This is a genomic window from Fibrobacter sp. UWB1 (genome assembly GCF_002210325.1).
Taxonomy (GTDB): Bacteria; Fibrobacterota; Fibrobacteria; order Fibrobacterales; family Fibrobacteraceae; genus Fibrobacter.
The window spans coordinates 18465-40256 of sequence record NZ_MWQL01000013.1; the positions used below are offsets into that span (position 1 = coordinate 18465).

Sequence of the window (21792 nt, forward strand, 5' to 3'; positions counted from 1 at the left end):
CGCCATCAACGGCGAACCCTTTTGGTACAACTTGTTATAGCAGCCCACGGGCACCCTTCGGTAAAAAACATTTTGTAGATAAATCATCCACGGGCAGGGAGTTTATCCATGCGACATTCATCACATTTCAGGTTAATTTATAAGAAGGTCTGGTGAAAAAAAAGGAGTCATGATGAATACACCTAATCTATTTACGGCCGCATGCCTTTTGGCTTTCTGCGGTTACGCCTCTGCCTATACATTAAACGGCACTGTTACCACTAAAGACGGCAAGGCCATTCAAGGGGCCGACGTAAAGCTCGTCAAGAAGAACAAGGCCACCACCACCGACGAACAAGGCAAATTCACCTTCAAGGAAGAATCGGCCCATTTGAACGCGGTCCGTAGCGCCGGAAGTTTCAGCCTTAGCAACGGTGTCTTGAATTTCTCCCAAAACGGGTACTCCCCGGTGCAGGTCAAGATTTTCGACATGGTCGGAAACCAGGTATTCGCACAGACCTTGCAGGGTTCCGGCTCCATGGACTTGAATTCCGTCATCGAGTCGCAGGGCACCTACCTCGCCCGCGTCAAGCTCGGCTCGGCGCAAGAATCCATCCGCTTTAACGCCACAGGCAACTATTCGGGATCTTTCAGGCAGAATCGGAATGCCCTCATGAAGGTCGACGGCGTCGATAAAGACACCTTGAGTGTCGCGTTCGAAGGCTACGAAACCGTAAAGGTCTACCTTCCGAATCTCGATACGACTGTCGCAATCAAGATGAACGAAGTGTCTACCGAAGAAACTTTCAAGTTCGGTTACGCTCTCGGCAACTCGCCGACCCCGAGTAAGGGCTGCGGCGCCAATTCCAAATTGCAAAAAGTCAAGAGCGTCGAAAATGGCGACCAGTTCGAAATTAAGGTCGGCAGCGACTCCCGCAAATACTTTATCACCCTGCCCAAAAACTACGACAACAAGAAGCCGCACAAGGTGCTTTTCGCGCTGCACTGCTACGGCAGCAATGGCGAGGACTTTGTACACCACAAGGCCGACTACGATCACCCTACTCCGTACTACGGCCAGCAGGTGCTTGACAAGAACGGCGACTACATCTTTGTCTCTCTCGATGCGATTGGAGGCCTGTGGAGCAAGGGCCAGGCCGACCATGACTTCTTCGCCCAGACGCTCACCACCCTGAACGAGAACTACTGTATCGATACGAGCCGCGTATTCATCACGGGCTTCAGCTACGGCGCCATGTTCAGCTACTCGCTGATGCAGGACATGCAGACCCGCGTGCGTGCCGCGGCCACCTACGCCGTAGCCGATTACAACATCTGGCTCCCCGAAGGCAACAACATGAAGAACCTGCCTATCGCCTGGATGAACGTCCATGGTGTAAACGACGGCCGCTGCGATTACAACCGTGCCAAAAACAGCGCCCTCCCGCGTATTTTGAAGCGTAACGGCAAGGCCGACGCAAATGGCGACTTCACCGACGCAAGTAGCGAAAAACCCAAGGAAGTCAGCGGCAATACGGGACACGTCTGCTACGACTTTACGACGGTCGACGAACGCTTCCCCGTCAAGTGGTGCAGCTGGCCGGGTGACCACCAGTGGACTGCGCATGACACCGGAAACATGGGCGTGGGCTGGAACTGGGAAAGCACGTGGGTGCCGGAAGAGGTACACAAATTCTTTGAACAGTTCTAAGACCGCTCAGCTCTATCGCATAAACCAGAATGTGATATCGCCTCGCTCTCGCAACAGCCCCAGCTTAACGCCTGGGGCTTTTTGCTCACAGAAGACCGCTCAGCCCTAACGCAAAAAAGCCCGCATAAAGCGGGCTCTAAATTATCACATACATGAATCAAAGAAAAACTTAGAGAGTCAAGCTAGGCCAGGCGCGAGCCCCCGTAGCGTACTAAGTCGTACGTGAGGGGGCGAGTAACGCCGCATAGCGAAGACTATATAAGTTTTTCGACTTTAGAGCAGAGGGCTTCGGCCTCAGCCGCAGTCGGTGCTTCTGCAATCACGCGGATTACGGGTTCCGTATTGCTTGCGCGCACATGCACCCAGGACTTTTCGGAACCGAGCCACAGGCCGTCGCGTTCATCCATGGTCCAGCCGGCAAATTCGGCCTTCACCTTGGGCAAGATGTCTGCGACCTTCTTGTCGCCAAGTTCAAACTTTTTCTTGGGCATGGCATAAGACGGATTTTCGGCAACGAACTTTTCCGGGCCGCCGTCATGGTGAGCCATCCAGCTAAGCACGAGTGCTGCCGCCACGAGACTGTCGCGACCATAGTGGAGCGCCGGCAGAATCACGCCTCCGTTACCTTCGCCACCGATGACACAGCCCTTTTCGATCATCTGCAGGCTCACGTTGATTTCGCCGACCTTGGCACGGCTGAATTCGCAGCCGTACTTTTCGGCGACATCCTGGTTCATACGACTTGTAGACAAATTAACGCAAACACCGCCCTTCTTCTGGCTAAGCACTTCATCGGTTGCAATAGCGAGCGTGTATTCTTCGCCAATGCTCTGGCCAAGGCCATCGACAAGGGCGCAGCGGTCCGCATCCGGGTCCACGGCAAAGCCTACAGCGCAGCCGTTATCCTTCACTGCCTTGCGCAAGTCGCCCAGGTTTTCGGGAATCGGTTCGGCGCCACGCGGGAAGGTGCCATCGGGTTCGCAGTGCACGCGCACCACTTCGCAACCGAGCTGTTCCAGCAAGCGCGGCACAATGTACGACCCTGCACCATTCACGGCATCCACAGCCACCTTGAAATGCCTGGCCTTAATGGCTTCGACATCCACGAACGGGATCTTCAAGGTGCCATCGACGTGAACGCCATCGGCATCCTTCATGAATTCATACTTGCCCATGCCGCGGTAATCCGGATACTGGAAGTTATCGGCATCGGCCAATTCGAACAACTTCTTCACGTCATCGGGCCCCAGGAACAAACCCTTGTTATTCAGGAACTTGAGGGCGTTCCATTCGAGCGGATTGTGGCTTGCGGTAATGATGATACCGGCATCTGCCTTGAGTTCGGTCGTGAGGATTTCAACCGAAGGCGTCGTCGAAAGGCCGACTTCCACCACATCCACGCCCGACAGGCGGCAAATGCCTGCAACGTACTGGCTAATCGCATCGCCGGTAGGACGGCTGTCACGGCCAATCACCACACGCTTGGCCTTGGTAATCTGCAAAAAGGCACTTACATGGCTCTTCAAAACCTGGGGGGTAAGGGTATCGCCCACGATTCCGCGGATACCCGAAATAGAACGCATCAGTTTAGACATGATTTACTCCAATTTTTGCCAAAAGATACAAAAATATTATCTATAATTAAAGCGGTGTCGGGGGGAATGCTATGAATCCTTTATTCAATCTAGAGAGCATCTACGTCGCAAATATCATCGGCATTATTTTGCTTGCCGTCATGATTGTCTGCAACCTTTGGCGCCTGCAAAGTAGGACTCACGCAAACATGAACCTATTGGCGATGATGTTCCTTACCTTGGTCAGTTGCATTGCCGACCCCATCTCTTACACCATGAAAGGCCTGCCAGGGGTTCTCCCGAAAATCGCCGTCTATGCATCTAGCACTTGGCTCTTTGCAGCCAACATGCTCGCCGTTTTCTGTTGGAACCGATTCCTCGCCTACTACCTGAACGGGAGCTTGTCCAAAAAATCCCGGCGTATGTTGAACGCGATTGTATCCTTCGGTCTGCTTCTCCTCGTCATCAACTTCTTTTATCCCATCGTATTCTCGATCGACGACGACAACCTTTATTCCCGCGAAAAGTTTTATTCGTTCTTCTTGATTGCCGACTACCTTCTTGTCATCAACAGTCTCGTTACTTACTACAAAAGCAAGAGAAACGGCGGCATTCTAAAATTCTTCCCTATCTGGGTTTATATCGTTCCCATTTTTATAGGCGGAGTCGTCCAGACTCTTTTTTATGGAATCTCCGTCATCCCGACAAGCATCGCCATTTCTATTGCAGGAATTCTCGCTAGCCTGCAAAACGAAATGATATACCGAGATGTTCTTACAGGCGTTTTCAACCGAGCCTATCTGGACTACAAGCTCAACAAATTCGCAAAGCATCCTAACAAGCAAAGCATCACGGGCCTTATGCTTGACTTGAACGATTTCAAGAAGATCAACGACGACCTGGGACACTCCGTCGGCGACGAAGCCCTGATCGCCACTACAAAAATTCTGCAAAGGGCCATAGGCAGCCACGGGCTCGTCACACGCTATGCGGGCGACGAATTCATTCTCCTCATCAACACGCAAGACGATGACGAAATCCAGACCCACATCGACAGAATACAGAACCTGTTTGACCAATATAACCAAGCTAATGAAAAGCCATACAAGCTAAGCGCATCTATCGGTTCACACAAGCTTAACCTCAAGAAAGAAAGCGTCGATAGCTTTATCAACACTATCGATTTCCGTATGTACGAGAACAAGAAGGCTTTTTACGCATCTCATAGGGTTCTAGACCGCAGAAAGCACTAAAAAGCTCTCTTTGTATTACACCGCATCACAAGAACGCGGGTTCTTACATATTTATTACCTTTTTTGCGAAAAAGATATTATATTAAGGGTGGGGAATCGTATGGAACCGACTTTTCAACTTACAGCGGTTTACGCAACTAATATTTTCGGGATTGTGTTACTTGCCGTTCTGATGGCAGGCAACGCCTGGCGCTTTCGTGAAAAAGGATCCGAGAACGCCTACCTTCAGCTATTACTCTTCTTCACGTTCTGCACCTGTGTCCTTGACCCTATCGCCTACACTGCCGACGGTCGTCCCGGAACAATCGCCCGCATACTCGTATACGGCGGCAACGACCTCCTCTACCTCACCAATATGTTCAGCAGTTTCTTCTGGCTTCTGTTTCTTTCAGAACACCTGAACTACCGCTTTTCGAACGCCCACCGAAACATTCTCGGTTTCATCATCGTGCTCGGGGTAGTCCTTGTCATCATCAACAATTTCGTCCCGATTATTTTTGACATCTCTGCAAACAATGTCTATACCCGCAGATACTTCTGGATCTACACCATTATAGATTACGGGCTCATGCTGGACAGCCTTATCATCTACTTCATTTGCAAGCACAAGGGCGGTCCTCTCAAGTCCTTCCCCATCTGGATTTTCTTCGCCCCGATAATTGCAGGCACTGTCGCCCAATCCCTCTTTTACGGAATCTCCGCGATTTCTTCGTGCACGGCCATTGCGATTGCGGGAGTGTTCTCGTCCATTCACGGCGAACGCGTCTATAGGGACAAGCTCACCAACGTTTACAATTACGCCTACCTCGCCATTCTCGGCCGCGCATACAAGAAAAAGAAAGAACTGCATGTCACAGGCATTCTCGTAGACATCAACGGTTTCAAGAAAATCAACAACGACTACGGCAGGGTCACAGGCAACAAGGTGCTTGTGCAGATGACCAAGATTCTGAACCGTGCTGTCGGCGAGCTCGGGCTCATCATCCGCTATTCCAGCGATGAATTTATCGCATTCATCAATACCACGAACGAAATGGCCGTGAGCATGTGTATTACGCGCATCCGCTCAAGCCTCAACGAACTCAACACCTTCAGCAAGTCCTACAAGCTCACCACTTGCATTTGCAGCCAATGCTACGATCCTTCCAAGAGCATGGACGATTTCATCGACGAAATCTCCAGATCCATGCAAGAAGAAAAGACCAGTTATTACACGCAACTGCAATACAGTCGCCGCGATAACGAAGGATAATTTTCGGTTGAACTACTTCAGTGCCGCTTTGATGTCGTCGACGGAGCCGACGACTTTTTGCTTGTTGTTCCAGATGCGCATGAAAGTCTTGCCATAGTGTTCGACCACCACGCGGTTATCGAGAATAAGCACTTTGCCGGAATCTTCTTCGGAGCGGATTAGGCGGCCAAGGCCCTGGCGGAGTTCCATGAACGCTTCGGGGACAAAGAATTCCTTGAAAGCATTCTTGCCTTCGGACTTCATCTTGTTGGTGATGCCGGCGACCAGCGGATCCATCGGATTCGGGAACGGGAGTTTCGGAATGACAAGCAGCTTAAGGGCATCGCCCGGGAAATCTACGCCTTCCCACAGGCTCTGGCAGCCGAGCAGGCATGCGCCGCGAGACTTGCGGAACATCGCCACAAGGCCATCCAGGGCGCCGTCTACATGCTGGCACAAGAGCAGCTTGCCCTTTTCGGCAAAGAGCGGAGCCAAGGCCGCTTGCGCCTTCATCATGGCAGATACGCTGGTAAAGAGGACCATCGTATTTTCTTCGACTTCGGGCAGAATATGCGCAAGCGTATCGTTCACGGCGTCGTTGTATTCCGGAACCGAGGGCTTGGGCAAGAATTTTGCGACAATCACCGAGCGGTTTTCGGCGTTCTTTGCAGATTCGTTATACACGCGCAAGAACGGGGACTTCTTTCCGCCCAGAGCGTCCATACCCATTCTCTGCACAAAATAAGTCAAGTCTCCCTGAACAGAAAGCGTTGCCGAGGTAAACGTAGCGGACTTGATCCACGGATAGAATTTTTCTTTCCAGGTGGCGCTCGCATCGAGCGGGCTTGCATGCAGCTTGATGGTGTGCGGGTTGAAAGGTTCTTCCATGTAGAAGGCCCAATCTTCGCGGCCCGCCTTGGTAATGAATTCAAAGTCCTGCAAGAAGCGAGAAAGTTCGGTCATGCGGCCGCTCACGTCGCTTAACAAGCCCGAAATAGCCTGCTGTGCACGCACCGAGGCGGCCAAGGTATCGGCAAGCTTGATTGCATTGAGGCCCTGTTCAATGAAGGCGCTCGGGTCGGCTTCGTATTCGGCCAGAATGCCCGAAGTGTAGGTGAAGCCGTTGCGGGAATTTTTCTGCTTTGCGAGTTTCTTGCCAATCTTCATGAAGAAACGGTGCAGGGCCTTTTCGGTTTCAGAAAGCGATTCCGCAAGGTTGACACAGAGCGCACGGATTTCTGTTTCTTCGACAGGAATACGGTTTTCGATTTCGGCCAACAGACCATCCCGATTTTCGTTTTCACGCCCCTTCGACGGAACAAGTGTCTTGATGATGTTTCTGAGCGCAAAGAATGAAATGGTCCGGCCGAATGCCTGGCGGCTCACTTGCGGGAGTCTATGCGCTTCGTCAAACACGATGTGTTCATAAAGCGGGAGCAGGGCGAAATCGAGGCCCATGTCGGCAAGGAACAGCGAATGGTTCACCAGCACCAGGTTGGAATTCATGGCGCGGCGCTTGGCGGCGAGGGCCGGGCACTTATTGTAATGCGGACACGTTTCGCCGAGGCAAGACTTTGCAGAGCTTGCAAGTTTGGACCACAGCACGCGATTGCGGCCCTGGCTAAAGGAATTGCATTCGTTTACGTCGCCCGTTTCGGTGGTAAACACCCACGGCACAATCGCCATAAAGGAATCGCGTTCATCGCTTAGCAAAAGACTTTGCGGTGCATTCAGAATTTCTTCAAACTTGCGAAGACACAGGTAGTTTTCGCGACCCTTGAGTACAGCCGTTTTCAGCTTGCCGTCAAACAGGCTTGCGACCAGCGGAACATCTTTATTCCAAAGCTGTTCCTGCAGCGCCCGGGTCGCGGTGCTTATCACCACGCGCTCGCCCGACACTGCCTTGCAGGCGGCAGATACCAGATAGGCAAGCGACTTGCCCGAACCGGTCGGAGCTTCAAGTACGCAGAGGCCGCCCTTGTGCATGTTGCGTTCCACCACCGAGGCGTAATCCTGCTGATTGCGGCGGACCTGGAAATTTTCCACCTTCGTCGAAAGAAGACCGTCTTCTTTAAAGAATTCACTAACGCGCGGGGCACGTTCCTTGGCCGGCGCATCTTCAAGCGGGACATCCGGTAGCCTGTACTGCGGAAGTTCGCAAGCCCCGTCCGATTCGTTCCAGACCAGCGACCAGTCCGAACCCCTGGCCACCTTCGAAAGGGCATTCACAAGCCACGGGTCCGCACTTGCAATCTTTTCAAGCGCCATCACAAAGAGCTCGCCACACGCAATGGCATCCGGCAAGGCGCGGTGCGCGCGGCTCCGCTCGATACCCAGTTCCTGCACCAAGGTATCCAGGCGGTGATTCGGCACATTCTGGTAGGCAATGCGCGAAACCGTGAGCGAATCCCAAACCGGGTGATTGTCGAACGAAATGCCCACCTTGGCAAAAGTCTGTTTCAGGAACTTGGAATCGAACATCGCATTGTGTGCGACAATCGGCAAGTCCCCGATGAACGAATAAATCTTCTGGGCGACAGCCGCAAAGGGTTCCGCATTTTCAAGATCGGAGTTGCTAATGCCCGTCAGGCTTTCGATAAAAGGGCGGAGCGTCACACTCGTCGGCTTGACCAAATAATCGACCGATTCGCCTTCTACTCCGTTTTCAAAGCGCACCAGCGCCACCTCGATGATTTCGTCTTTTTCAAAATCGAGGCCCGTCGTTTCCAGGTCAATTGCAACGAATGATTTCATTTCCATTTGAATCCTCTTAAAAACTTTTTGCCGTCATCGCTAAAGCGCGGGTACCACTTCCGTCAAGCTGTCCAACAGGTTTTCGCCGTTCTTGACTTTGAGCGTATCGTTAATGGCTCGCCACGGAGAACCATAACGCAGCGGGTTCACCGAGCCGCCATCCGGCAACATCTTGCCTTCTTCGGGCAAATAATAATCCATCAGGTAAGCGCCTTCAACCAGATCGCCAAAACTGAAGCTTCCGTCGGCCTTGCAGTTTTCGAAATAGTAGTTCTTGGTTTCTGCCGAAAGCAAGCGCACAACCGTCTTCGTAGAGCCACCCGGAATCTTGCCGTTCAACTTGGCAAGTTTAAGCTTGCTTACCGTCTCGAACTTTTGCAGGCGCTGGTACTTGAGTTCTATAACCGTATCGCGCTTTCCGTTGCTGTCGGCCGCGGCAAGTGTCGTATCCATATAGCCCATCAAGAAAATCACCGAAACGTCAGTGCCCCACGGCGCAGGCTTTTCAACCGCAAAGCGCACCGGGTCCATCTGCTTCACCTGAACTTGAGTCGTGTCCTTGTTGATTGCGATGTAGAATGTCTGCTCCAGCGAATCGAGCTTGGGCTTGTCGAAGTACACCACCAGCGAATCATCCGGGAACAGGGTCTTCGCCTTGGAATTCGTCCTCACGCCGGCCACCTTTGGCGGAAGCGTATCGCCTTCCATCTTTTTCCATTCCCACTCCACTTCGTTGCGAAGCGTATCGAGTGTACGGAACAGGGAATCCTTCGCCGCCGAGCAAATGAACTTGTAAAGCACTTCCTTTTTCGGCGCCGGATCAAAATAGAACTGCGGGCGATTGGTGCTTGCACCCAGATAAACCAGTTTCGGATAGAGTTTCTTACTTTCGGGAGATTCCAGGTAACAATTCGACGTATCAGCAAAGGCGGAATCAAAGTACACGTTGCGCGTAAAGGTCGCCTCGAGCACGTTGGCGTAAGGCTGCGTCACCGAAGAAAGTTCGAGCTTGGTCGTGTCCATGTCGGCAATGGCAAGCCATAACGCATCCTTTGTCTCGGCGGTCAACTCCAAGTCACCCGTCCAAAGGCCCACCTGTTCTGTCGAAAGTTCGATTTTTTGGTTGCCGTTGCCATCCATAAAGGCGACAACGCGGTAATGGCCCGCCTTAAGCCCGGTAAGCGTAAAGTGGCCGGCGCTGTCCGCGCGCGTCAGGTACAGCGGCGGTTCCTTCAACAGCATCGGTTCCTTGCTCAGTTCCTTCGTTGTCGTATCGCGGTACTTGTCCAGGTAATGCTTGGATTCTCGCTCCTCGCCCATCAAGAACAAACCGATACTCGGGTATTCCTTTTTGCGTGCCATCGCCTGGTCCACAAGCACGCGGCCCGAAAGCGTGAGCGAATCGATTATCGAACCCGTCGAGAACACCACATGGAACGGCTTTGACAAGGCGTTACCATGCAAGTCCTTGATGCCGCCCGCAAAAGTCACGGTGTAAGTCGTTCCGGTATCAAGTACCGCACGCGATGTGAGCACAAGCGTCTTGCCACTCACCTCAAAGCGCAACTTCTTGTCAATCGGAGGCGAAATGGAGACTGCGCTACGCGGAACCGAAGCGTTAATCCATTCGTCAAATTCGAGCTTGATCATGAGCTCGTTAGGGTGATTCGTCGTATTCGGGGCCGGATAAACGCCCGCAATGCGCGGAGGCAGTTTATCTTCGGGGCCGCCACTAGGCGCCACCTGCGTTGCACACGACAAGAATACCGTCGTACACAAAGCCGCAAAAGCAGCGCCATATTTTTTCAACAACGAACGCATCAGTCAATCATCTGGATAATCTTGCCAAGACGGCCCCAACGGATTCTAAACGGCAGGCGCCACCAGGTAAACGGATTCTTCAAGGCGAAAGCTTCGTCGTCATTTTCGAACGAGAAGTAAATCACGAACGCCTTGGCGCGAATATTCCTGAGCGACACAAAGCCCCAGTAGCGGCTATCGGCAGAATTGTCGCGGTTGTCGCCCATCATAAAGAACTGCGGAGTCTTGACCACATAAGTATCAATTGGCTTGCCGCCCACGAGCAGCCTGCGGCGGATTTCAAACTTCGACTTTGCCGGAGCATCAAGAGTATCGCCTGCCACACCCTCTACGGTCGAGCCGCCATCTTGCGGGGCATCGACTTCTACAAGTTCCACGGTTCCTGCGTTATCTTCTTCGGCCTGGTTCAGCAAAGCCACGTTACCTTCAAGGTCACGCAAGAGCGAGCCTTCAAACGCCATGTAGCTTACCGGGCGCGTGAATCCGCCTTGAATGTTCGGATCGATCATGGGCAAATACGCCATGCGCGAAAGTTCCTTGAAGTAGGCAAAGGACATCACGCCCGAAATCGTATCGCCCTGCGTAAGGCGTTGCTGCAGCACTGTACGGTTTCTGCGGAACAGTTCGTTCAGCGCAAGGCCACGATCGTTTTCCACCGGAATCTTGAATTCCTCGAAATCGTAATTATTAATTTCAACAGAATCCTTCCACAGCGAAATATCGAGTTCCACCGTTTCATCGGGGTTTTCTTGCGCCACCAGGGAACGCAGCCACCACAATTTTTCAAGCGGCATCGATTCAATCGTAAACGTATCGCCCACCGACGGCACTACGAATTCATCGCGTTCATCGCGCGGAGAGAACGTACGGGCAGAAGCCGTGTACTTGCCGCGACCGGGCAGAGATTCCTGCATTTTGCCGTTCACGAAAAGGCGACCCTTGTGGACAGCGACCGTATCACCGCTCACCGCCACGCAACGCTTGATGTAGTCCTTCGGACCGTCGGCGTAGTGGATTAAGTGCGGCTGGCCAGCCTTCGGTTCGTGATCCCAGTAGAAGTTTCCAAACATGAGCGCGTTAAACAAGTGCGTATAACGTTCTGGATTGCCATCAGGATATTCCGGCTCGCCCGGATAGCGGAAAATCACCACGTCGCCCTTGGCCGGATAAGCATACCCCGGGAATTTCTGGTTGCTGAACGGAATCGGCGAACCGTAAGTGAACTTGAGGCCCAGCAAAAAGTCACCCGTATGCAAGGTATCTTCCATAGACCCGCTCGGGATCTGGAAAGCCTGAATCACATACTGGATTACAACCAAGGCAAGCGCCACCGGGACAATGATTTCCCGAAGCAGGCCTTTCACAAACTTTTTCCACGAAAACGGCTGTTTATCTTTTTCCATAAAATTCAACGTTAAAGAATGACAAGTGCAATTTAGAAAAACGCGAATGACTCTACAGTGTTCTAATCTTCTTGACCAAGGAGCGGCTCACCACCAGCTGGGTTGCCGCCTTGTCGCGGAGCACCATCACCATGCGGCCCGCATCACCCTTGCGGCATTCGGCAATGTAGTCGATCGCCACGATATGGGAACGGTGGACTCGGGTAAAATGTTTCGGGTCCAGTTTCTTTTCCAGTTCCACCAGCGGGGTATCAATCACGTACTGACCGTTCACGGTGTAAACTGTCGTGTACTTTTCTTCGCTATGGAAACGGATCACCTCGTCAATATTCACAAATACAATGCGGTCGCCCACTTTCACCTGCAAGCGCTGCAGGTAGAGTCCGCTCATGTCCACCAGGTTACGCAGCTTTTCCCAGTTCAAGTCGGACGGGATTGTCGTGTCGTCCACTTGCGGAATCACCTTGCGGAGTTTTTCAATCGCAGAGGCCAAACGTTCCGGAGCCACCGGCTTCAAAAGGTAATCCACCGTATTTTCTTCGAACGCCTTAAGCGCGAAATTGTCAAACGCCGTCGTGAATATCACGAGCGGGACGTCGTCCCCTTGCAAAGAATGCAACACTTCAAACGCATCCATGTCAGGCATCTGGATATCCAAAAACACCACGTCAGGCATCATCTCGTGAATCATCTTGACGGCCTGCGCACCGGAGCCCGCCTCCCCCAAGATTTCAATCTCGGAGGCATAAGGTTCCAAAAGCGAAATCATGCGCTTGCGGGCAAGCGGTTCGTCGTCAATGACTAGTGCAGTACACTGCATATTACTCCTTAGGCTGTTCTTCCTTCTTGACTGAATCAGCAGCGGCAGAATCTGTTTTCTTCGTAAGCGTCTTCGGCGCTACCTTGAAAATGCGAATCAGTTCGGCCTTCATTCCGTCTTCATCTTCATAAACCGTGCCTGCGGCCGTCATATATTGCAAATTGCCGAACTTGGCACGCTTAAAGTTCCAATGGCCTTTATCGCCAGCGAGCGTCACCTTGATTGTACTGTCGGTAATTGAATAAGTTCCCTTCAGGGAGTCCGTTTCCATCGTATCCTTCAAAACCAGCTGGATTGCTTCGACAGAGCTATCCTCACCAAGAGTCATACGCACCATACGGCTGGTGCAATCGTCACACGGCAAGCGGCCAGAATAAAGTCCCGGTACATCCTTCGGGATTTCAATCGGAGGCAAATCCGGCAGGGGCGCGGACTTTTCTTCTTCGCAAGCCATCAGGGCAAAGACAGCAAGCAACGGCATAGCCATTCTTGCGACAGGGAGAACCATGTTTTTCAATATCGTCATGGTTCATAATTTAGCAATAAAAGTTTCAAACAAGCTTTTATAGGGCCTAAAATCCGGCGGAATAAACAACCCTGAAGCCAATAGTCTGGCTACGGTGTGAGGGGACTTTCTTTTCGCGTTCAGCAGAGGCAAGTGCCGGAGCCTTGTCTGACCAGCCTCCGCCGCGAATTCCTTTGTACTTACCCTCTTCCGGGCCAGTGTAATTTTCTTGCGAAACCGTCGGATACGAACCATACCAGTCGTTCACCCATTCGGCGACATTGCCCGCCATATCATAAAGGCCGAGCGCATTCGGGGTAAAGCCGGCAACCGCCACAGGGCCCTTATCTTGTGCGTAATACGCATATTTCGAGGCAACATCGGTATCCCAGTAGTAAGTGGTCAAGGTACCTGCACGGGCCGCAATTTCCCATTCCATTTCAGTCGGGAGGCGTACTGCCGCCACAGCGTAATTCACAGACAAATTAATCAATTCGCCACCATCGTTGACCGAATCATAAACGTAGGCCGTATCTAGCCCTGCCTTTTTAGAAAGCGCATTGCAAAAGAGGGCCGCATCATACCAACTCACATTAAAAATCGGATAATCGTCACCCAAGGCATCATCTTCAGGCACGCTTCCCATTACAGTTCGGTACAAGCCTTGACTGACCTCGGTTTTCCCGATTGCAAATGCGTCCACACTGTATTCAACCGTCCCGCGAGAAAAAGCAACAGCGGGAACACTTACCATCTCGACAAGATCATGAATCGAGTATTCCGAAGGTCCCGAATCCGTCGAAGAACTGGAAGTTTCCTTGTCGCCGGAACCCTTATCCGTACTTGCATTGCCCCCTCGATGAGATGTCGGTGATGTATCGGCAGAATCCCCGTTCGCCGTGCAAGCTCCGAATGTGAACATGGCCGCAAGCAAAGCCATAAACAAGGCAGAAGAAAGTGCAGACTTATTCATCATTCCCCATCTCACATTTTCAAGCGTTTACTTCACCACACCCACGCGGTAGAGCTTCTGCTTGGTCTTGCCGCTTTCAAACTTCACCTTGAGGCGTGCAGTGTAAACGTCAGAACCCAAATCCTTCAAGTCAAGGTTTTCAAACTGGTTTCGGCCCTGTTTTACGCCAGTTACCTTTTTCTTGAATACACAAAGGCCTGTAATGTCGTAAAGTTCAAGGGTCGCATTCTGCGCCGCAGCGCCGACTTCAAAACGAGCCTTCGCCACGCCTCCACGGACCGGGTTCGGGAACATGAAGAATTCCGTAATTTCATCTTTTGCGGTCACCTTCTTTACGTCGGCAAGCTTGGAGGCATCAAAGTAACCCGCGCGTTCGTTACCGCCGGCCGGGAGCGTCCATGCCGCCTCCGATTCTGCCGCGGCGCTAGAAGCCTTGCGCAGGCGGAATGCAGTCACGTTATTGCGGTGCAATGCATAAAGTTCCGGACCCGCAGACTTCTTGTCAGAAACCGCATTCGCCACAAAGATACTCATGGGCTGAATCACGCTCGTAGAATCCATATCTTCGTAGCTGCCCGCCGCAATGGGGAAGCCGTCCTTGCTAGTAAGCATCTTTCCCTTGCCGGTCACCGCGTAAACCAGGCCATTGTTACTCGGCACCAGAATTTCAGGCACGTCATCGCCATTGACGTCTACGAGAATCGGGTCGCTAAAGAATCCGTAAACAGGTGCTCCGCGGCTAATCTTCACCGGGAATCCGGCAATGGGGAGTCCCGAACGGTCAAGCGCATAAACCATGTTATCGCCCAGGAACACGACTTCAGGGTAGCCGTCATTGTTGATATCGCCGATGGCGATGCCGGAGGTTTCATCCTTCAGGCCACTTATGCCTGCAGCACCGCGCTTGTAAAATTTATTCCACTTGCCCTTCGCAATTGCCGTACCGCGACTACCGACAGCGACCACATCCTCTTTACCGTCACGGTCTAAATCTGTACATGCAATGCGATACTTTTCATCAGCACGGCCATTCAGTTTCAACTCGGCGCCATTCAAGAAAACAGAATTCACCGAAGCCACATAATAAGCGATTGCAGGCTTTCCATCAGCCGTTCCGCAATAAGCCATATCTGTCATATCAGAATAGTCGCCGTTAGAACCTTCATTACGCGGGGCAATCTTGCCTTCATTCACATTGTAGGCAAAGAGGCCTTTTTTGGTCGTAAAGTAAACGTCGCCATCAACAATCATCGGCCCCGCCACCGCAGAATCAACGCTAACCGGTTCCTGCGTCGGCAAACCGCCCACAAAGCGGGTCCTTACCAGCTTGTTTGCATGCAGGCTATAAACGTCCTTGCCGTCGCTTGCCATGCCCACCAGCGGACCGTAGCTTGCGCCCACGCGGTACAGCGGGACTTCGCTTTCCGCCTTATCGCGGTTCAACGTATTCTGCTTGATGACCGTATCTGCCGCGAACAAGGTGTCACCCAAAGCGTCAAACACCTGGAGCGTACCATCCATGGCGCCCACAACCAAGAGCTTTTCGCCATCCTTTTCAGGATTGTCCACAAACACAGCTCCACGCACGGCAGAGGCAAGGCCAATGTTGCGCGGGAATGCAGCACCGTCGATGCTTCCGTCGTCAATACTGATGGTCACACTGATCTTCTGCGCACCAAAATTCACCACGCTATCGCCCATGAACGAATTCGCGGTCTTTTCGGTACGGGCGCCCTTCGGGACATTCACCGCAATCTTGATTCCGGTATAGCCACCTTGGGTCGTCATGGTGTTTGCATAACCGGTAGAACCAATCGTCTTGACCGTATCGAACTTTTGCTTGGAATCCTTAGCGGGCTTGCGCAGGTGCGGCAACAAGTCTGTACCCGAACCGTAGTCGTAAGTATCTTCGCCCAGCGCATTCTTGAACGTCTTACCGATGCTCAAGATTCCGTCGGCTTCGACCATCGCAATACCGAACTGGTGATCGCGCAAAGTATCGCCACCCCAGAAGTTTGCAATGCCGTATTCCAGCGTCTGTCGCAAGTACCAGTCATTCACGCGCCAGACCACAATGCCGCTCGCCGGGATACCTGCATCGTAGCTGCTGATGTCGACAATAACGCCCTTCGCTTTTTTCTTGTTGACCTTGCACTTTTTCGCACAATCTACGCTATCCTCAAAAACCAGGTGCAAGCTGTCTACAGGCACAGTCTTGATTGTGGTATCGGAACTTTCGCCAGCACCGCTTAGCGACACGCTGACTTCGCCCTCTTTATTCCAGCTGCGCTGGCGGTTTTCAATCAGCAGATATTCACTTGCAGAAAGCGGGACTTTCACAATCTCGGTTCCCTTGCCGGTACCCGCCGCCGAAATTTCAACCGTCACGGGCTTGCCGGCCACCGGGCGGACTTCTTTTACCGGAGTCCAGCCCATGTAGGCGCGTTCCCATGCAGCAGGCAGCGAAGGCAAGAACCCGTTGCCCGCATTGTAGCCCGCAAAGTCCATCACGTCGTAATAACCCAGGCGGCTAATGCCCTTCACCACATCGTATGTATTCGGGAGCCCGAGTTCGCGCGCGATCTGGTTCACAATGATTCCGTTCACGCCCCAGTTCAGGCCGTCCTGCGACGCGGTTTCGCTCGTGACCATAATCGATTTCAGCGTATCGATGGCGGAGCCCTTCAAAATCAAGCCCTCGGCCACCAGCGAATCCTTGCCGTTCGCCTTCTTGCCCTCCTTGCGGAAGGCCGCATTCTTGATTGAATCCGGCAAGTACTGCCAGGCGGACTTGTCAATGTATACATCCATAAAGTCGCCCGGCGTATCGGCGCCGCGCGTCCCCATGCTACCGCCGTCAACCAGCCGGCTTGCGCCCGCATGAATGATCATGTAGGCACGTTTGGTATTCGGGTTTTCCGAAAGCGGTTCGTTAAACGGAGAATCACCCGATTCGTGCGCCGCCATCACGGCATCATAAATAAACTGCAAGTAGTCGCGACTGCGGGCATCGTCGAATTCCGCCGTCTTTTCGCCTTTCATCTTGCTCGTGCGGTTATAGTCGATAATCTGCTTTTTCAGCTTGTAGGCACTCGATTCCTTCGGGTAAACATGCGCATCAATTACTACGTTGCCATTACTCGCCTTGTTAAAATAGGCGTTGGCAAACTCAAAATGTTTTCTCCAGTAAGGCGTGCTGTTTCGCACCCCCTGCGGGTCCAGGCTATAGGCGTCTTTTTTCGCCTTGTCAGAATCAAAAAGCCCCGTTCCGGTTGTCAGGCTATTATCTGTTTTTTCTTCGGCAAATTCTACGCGAATGGCAAAAATCTGTAGCGTATCCGCAGCAAAAGACGTCGCTAAAGCGAATAGCCCAAAAACCAATGCAAAAATCTTAGCATTTAACTTCATAACCATAATTTACAAAATAGACGAAAACCTAGACGCGACTCATTCTAGATTTTTGACACAACGGACTGGATTCGCCGAATTTTTCAGTCCGGAAGACATTGACAAACGCGTCGAATACGCATCAAAGTAGGCGATTTCCGCCATTTCATTTTCAAACGCGAGTCCGGCATACATATCCTCTCTAAACGACCAAAAACCGGTATAATATTTATTGGCTTGAAAACTATACTGGTAGGTAGAAACCGGCAATATCGAGAATCCGTACTCATCCGTACCGTTTCCGCGTCCGTTCCACCCCTTGTTCGATTTAAGGAGCGTCCCCGCCACGGACACCCCTCCTATCTCTCGGGCGAGATATTCCCATTCATACCTATCAGGCAAATGCCACCCTTCGGGGCATACCCCACGCACCACAGAACTCAGATATATCTTTTCGGAACAATAAACGTCATAACCGCAGCCTTTACCCATTTCACTAAACATGGCTACGCTATCCATCGCGGCACTCCACAGATACAGGCGCCCATACACGTCACAACTGTCAGTCTCGTTAAAAGGACAAAAACTCGACGAATCCAGTTCAGCCGTTTTCTGCGTATAACGGTAATTCAAGTTTTCGGCCATCCAGGTAAAGCCAACTATCGTCACCGTCTTATAGACATGTCCATCGCGGGAATCTGTCATTGTCCCCATTTCAAATTCAACGGATTTGCGGCGCGCATTATCCTTATAATCAAAAGACGGTTCCATGGAATCGGGCATAAACCCTTCGGAATCCATAACGCAGCGAACAGAAGCTGCACCTTGGTCGTCACCGCATTCATAATCCCCGACGTCAAAACCATCTCCAATAATGACTTTCATCCCGCACCGATCCGCCAGCGAAGACGCCCAGAAATATCCAGCATCCCGATTATCCACATAGTTGGCATCCCAGCTTTTATATCCCCCGGCACGAGCTCCAAAGCCATAAGTATCAAGTCCCCCTTTAGGGCAAGCGTCATCAAAATCGCACCATTCTTCACTCTGCGATTTTAATTTATGCACAATATCCGTTCCAACAAAGGCAAAAAGAGTATCCCATTCCGCAAGCGATGGCAAATGCCACCCTTCAGGGCAAACGCCACGCATTACTGGAGCCAAGTCGCAGGAATCTTTTTCGGCACAGTCAGGCCTACCTACGGCAACATACCACGGATACAGTTTTCCATACGTATCGCAATATTCAAACTTGTCATCAAAGCAAAAAGAATCACCCGCTTCCAGCCTTAAATTTTCCGCCATCCAAGTCTGGCTGCCTATCATCACCGTCCTGTATGATTTCCCATCGCGACGGTCAACCAAGTTCCCGTAGGCAACCGACAGATTCCATTTCATAGGATTCTTCTCGGTGACTTCCGATTCATCATCTTGCTTAGCAGAAGTTGTATTTGAGCCATCGCCACTACACGCAGCCAGTACAAGGCCCAACATCACGATCGTGTAAAACAGTTTTCTCATTGTTCCTCCCCCTTGGAAGAATCAAGGCTATTCCCCAACCCGCTTGAAGCTCTTGGGAATGTTCAAACGCCAAGTTCCAGAACTGAACGACTTGTTGCGAGTCACCTTCTTGATGCGTATTTCCAAAAAGCGGACTCCATCCAGATCAAAAACAATTCTCGACGGAGTTTCTACGCCCTCGAATTGCTTGAAATCATTAAAATGAATCGTTTCGGTCTTGCCGCCGCGGCCTATGCGCGAAAGCCAGGCGACATGTTCGCCTTCTTTTGCAAAACGGAAAAAGCGCCCTGTCTTTTCGCGGGCATAAATCGCGCCTTCTACACGCGTCGAATCTTCGGGCGGAGCCACTTCTTCGTAGACTTCAGGCAACAGGCGGCCATCAAAAATGTCGGCCACCTGGTGAATATGCACCATCGGGAGACCGTCGTTATTCAAGAGCCCCACCATGTAGCCCGCACCCTTCATGTAAAGTTTTTCAGTCGGGAAAGTCATCTGCCAGCCTTCTTCTTGCCACAGGAGCGAGGCCACGCCAATACCCAGCGGGCCCGTAAGTTCCATGCGGTAACGCTTGCCCGGCACCGAGAACAAGACCGCATCAAACTCCTGGGTTTTCAATTCCTGTGTCGCAGAATCCTGCTGATATATCGTGAGCAAGAACTTGGCGCGCAGACTATCGCGCGGAGCTTCGACAGTCGCATTGCTATCGGCCGCAGCAGTCGGTTCCACCACAGGCTTTTTACCCGCGCATCCGGCAAGAATGCACAACGCAAGTAGAATGACAGATATAGAACAAAAAAACTTCAACAAAAGATCCTTCGATTTGATCAATTTGACACTTGTGACATGCAATGTGTAATGTGTGATTTATCATCTCACATTTCTCATTTCACATCTCACATTAGCCTCAGTTTACTTCCTACCGTCTTGCCTACTTCTTAAAAAACTTTTTCACGGCAGGGTGATGCGGCTGCAGCTTTTTCAGTTTCTTGTAAGCGGCCTTGGTTTCAGTCTTCATGCCAAGCGCTTCGTAAATGGCCGCCATGTGTTCCCAGTAAACATAGTCGTCATCAAAATGCGGGCTCTTGATGAGTTTCATCACCGTGAGCGCATCTTCGAATTTTCCCTTGCGGTAAAATCCCCAGGCTCTCGAATCAAGGTACGCTTCCGAGGGTTCGCCGCCCTGTTCCATCAAGAGGGCTTTGTCAACCATGGCAATACCCTTGTCCAATTCTTCGGGGCTGCGGTTCAAGTCAATCAGCGTGTAGCCATAGTAATTCAAGACTTCGGCGCGGTCAATCGAAGTTTTTTCAAAGCGAAGCACGTACTCGAATATGGCAAACGCTTCATCGTAGCGTTCCAGGCGTTCCAGGTTCATGGCGCGCAGCACACGGGTCTGCAAGTCCGAAGAATCCTTCGAGGCAAGATCTTTGTAGAATTCGTCGGCACGTTCACGCAAAGCCATCGACTTCTTGATTCTTGCCGGATCCCCGATATCCTTCTGCCAGATTTCCTGGGCTTCGGCACTCAAAAGGCGGGCATACACGTTGCGGAACTGGCGCCTGTTACGTTCGACATCCATCTTCATGCGCATCATCGAGGCAGAATCAGCGATTCCTTCCATCGGAGTCCACTTGTCCCACACGGCAATCACCGAGTCGAGCATCTTGTAAGCCTTGGGGTACATGCCGGCCGAGCCGTAAGTCAACGCGAGCGAGGCCTTGTCGCCACCCATGGCGGCAGAGTCCGCCTTTTCGGCGTAGCGCACGGCATCCTTAATCTTCTTTTCTTTAAAGGCAATGGCCGAAAGCGTGTGGTAGGCGCCCGTCACATAAATGCGCTGGTCAGCAATATTCTCTGCGGCATATTTCAAGTGCACCTTGGCGCTGTCATAGTCACCGTACACGTTTTCGTACTGGCCCAAGAAATTTGCAAGGAGCGGAGTACGCACTTGGTCCACCGAATACTTTTTCTTGAGCAAGGCGTAGGCAGAATCGCGCTTGTTGCTTTCGGCAAGCGAACTCATCAAAAGAACGACCATCGATTCATCATCTTCCGTCGATTCCGTTAGCGTATCTACAATCGCCTGAGCCTCTTTCATGCGTTTCTGGAACACAAGCCCTTGCACCATCTGCAAAAGCATCTTCTTGTCGCCAGTCGCCTCATGGCCCTTTTCAAAGAGTTCCACGACAGCAGAATCCTTGCCCAAGTCAAGTAAAAGCTTTAGCTGGCGCTGGAACAGCGACGGCATGTAATTCACTTGCGGCAAAAGCAAGTCATAAATGCGAACCAATTCCTTGGCGTCTTGAATCGCTTCCAGGAACAGGCTGTAATCGTACAAGAGCGTCATGTCCTGGTAACGCGAAGAATCGAGCGCCGCATTAAAATACTTGCGGGCCGAATCGGCGCGGCCGTCTTTCACGTACAAATGGGCAAGAATTCCCAGCTGCGAAGCCGTTGCTCGCCCCTTTAAAGTCTGTGCGTGCTGGGCCTGCACCAAGGCGGCAGAATCCGCTCCGCGAGCCATCATGATTTCAGCAAGCTTGAACGCCAAAAAGCGGTTCTTGGTATCCGATTCTGCAGCATGCTGCCAGAACACATTTGCCAAGGCCTTTTCGCCGCGGAGTTCCATTTCCTGGGCGCGAATGAACGATTCATGCGCCGCATCTACATTCAGCGCGTAAGCCTGTTCTTCTGCAAATTTGATTGAATCGATTTTTGCATTGACAGCAGCCGCAATAGCCGCAGAATCAGCAGCGGTCAAGGCACTCCCTTTTTTTGACGAAGCGCACGCCCCGAGCGAAAGCGACATCGCAAAGAGAGTCGCTATAAAAGAAAGTGAAAGTAGCAATGCCCTCATGAG

The 21792-nt window shown here is 51.8% G+C and carries 14 protein-coding genes; 3 read left to right on the forward strand and 11 right to left on the reverse strand.

The annotated features are described in order from the left end of the window. Positions 1-169 precede the first annotated feature (169 nt). Positions 170-1690 (forward strand): esterase, encoded by a 1521-nt coding sequence (locus B7988_RS10520; protein ID WP_088657872.1) that lies wholly within the window; start codon positions 170-172, stop codon positions 1688-1690. Positions 1691-1944: 254 nt separating this feature from the next. Here the strand turns inward: B7988_RS10520 and glmM are convergent, their stop codons facing one another. Then, positions 1945-3285, reverse strand: coding sequence for a phosphoglucosamine mutase (gene glmM, locus B7988_RS10525; protein ID WP_088657873.1), 1341 nt, complete (start codon positions 3283-3285; stop codon positions 1945-1947). Positions 3286-3356: 71 nt separating this feature from the next. Between glmM and B7988_RS10530 the strand changes: the two genes are divergently transcribed. Then, positions 3357-4517: a GGDEF domain-containing protein gene (locus B7988_RS10530; RefSeq protein ID WP_073319128.1), complete on the forward strand. Its 1161-nt coding sequence runs from the start codon at positions 3357-3359 to the stop codon at positions 4515-4517. 100 nt (positions 4518-4617) lie between these two features. Then, positions 4618-5769: a GGDEF domain-containing protein gene (locus B7988_RS10535; RefSeq protein WP_073319126.1), complete on the forward strand. Its 1152-nt coding sequence runs from the start codon at positions 4618-4620 to the stop codon at positions 5767-5769. Between the two features lie 12 nt (positions 5770-5781). Here B7988_RS10535 and B7988_RS10540 read toward each other — a convergent pair whose 3' ends face one another. The 10 genes from B7988_RS10540 to B7988_RS10585 form a co-directional block, all read right to left on the reverse strand. Next, complete coding sequence (locus tag B7988_RS10540) at positions 5782-8508, reverse strand: helicase C-terminal domain-containing protein (RefSeq protein WP_088657874.1); 2727 nt, start codon at positions 8506-8508, stop codon at positions 5782-5784. A 33-nt stretch (positions 8509-8541) separates the two neighbouring features. Then, entirely contained in the window at positions 8542-10323 is a 1782-nt protein-coding gene (locus B7988_RS10545) for an Ig-like domain-containing domain (RefSeq protein ID WP_088657875.1), read from the reverse strand. Beyond that, positions 10323-11726 (reverse strand): signal peptidase I, encoded by a 1404-nt coding sequence (lepB, locus tag B7988_RS10550; RefSeq protein WP_088657876.1) that lies wholly within the window; start codon positions 11724-11726, stop codon positions 10323-10325. Before lepB ends, B7988_RS10545 begins: the two co-directional genes overlap by 1 nt. A 52-nt stretch (positions 11727-11778) precedes the next feature. Further along, a complete protein-coding gene (locus B7988_RS10555; RefSeq protein ID WP_073319119.1) occupies positions 11779-12546 on the reverse strand; it encodes a LytTR family DNA-binding domain-containing protein in 768 nt (255 codons plus the stop codon). A gap of 1 nt (position 12547) precedes the next feature. Continuing rightward, the gene (locus B7988_RS10560; protein ID WP_249268960.1) at positions 12548-13072 is read right to left on the reverse strand and encodes a copper resistance protein NlpE N-terminal domain-containing protein; all 525 of its coding nucleotides are present in this window, start codon (positions 13070-13072) and stop codon (positions 12548-12550) included. Positions 13073-13118: 46 nt separating this feature from the next. Then, positions 13119-14027, reverse strand: a complete 909-nt coding sequence (locus B7988_RS10565; protein ID WP_088657877.1) for a formylglycine-generating enzyme family protein — start codon at positions 14025-14027, stop codon at positions 13119-13121. A gap of 24 nt (positions 14028-14051) precedes the next feature. After that, on the reverse strand, positions 14052-17432 hold the full coding sequence (locus B7988_RS10570) for an FG-GAP-like repeat-containing protein (RefSeq protein ID WP_088657878.1): 3381 nt from the start codon (positions 17430-17432) through the stop codon (positions 14052-14054). A 39-nt stretch (positions 17433-17471) separates the two neighbouring features. After that, entirely contained in the window at positions 17472-18932 is a 1461-nt protein-coding gene (locus tag B7988_RS10575; RefSeq protein ID WP_088657879.1) for an FISUMP domain-containing protein, read from the reverse strand. Between the two features lie 27 nt (positions 18933-18959). Then, positions 18960-19736, reverse strand: a complete 777-nt coding sequence (locus tag B7988_RS10580; protein ID WP_170930634.1) for a hypothetical protein — start codon at positions 19734-19736, stop codon at positions 18960-18962. A gap of 124 nt (positions 19737-19860) precedes the next feature. After that, on the reverse strand, positions 19861-21789 hold the full coding sequence (locus tag B7988_RS10585) for a hypothetical protein (RefSeq protein ID WP_141225640.1): 1929 nt from the start codon (positions 21787-21789) through the stop codon (positions 19861-19863). Positions 21790-21792 lie beyond the last annotated feature (3 nt).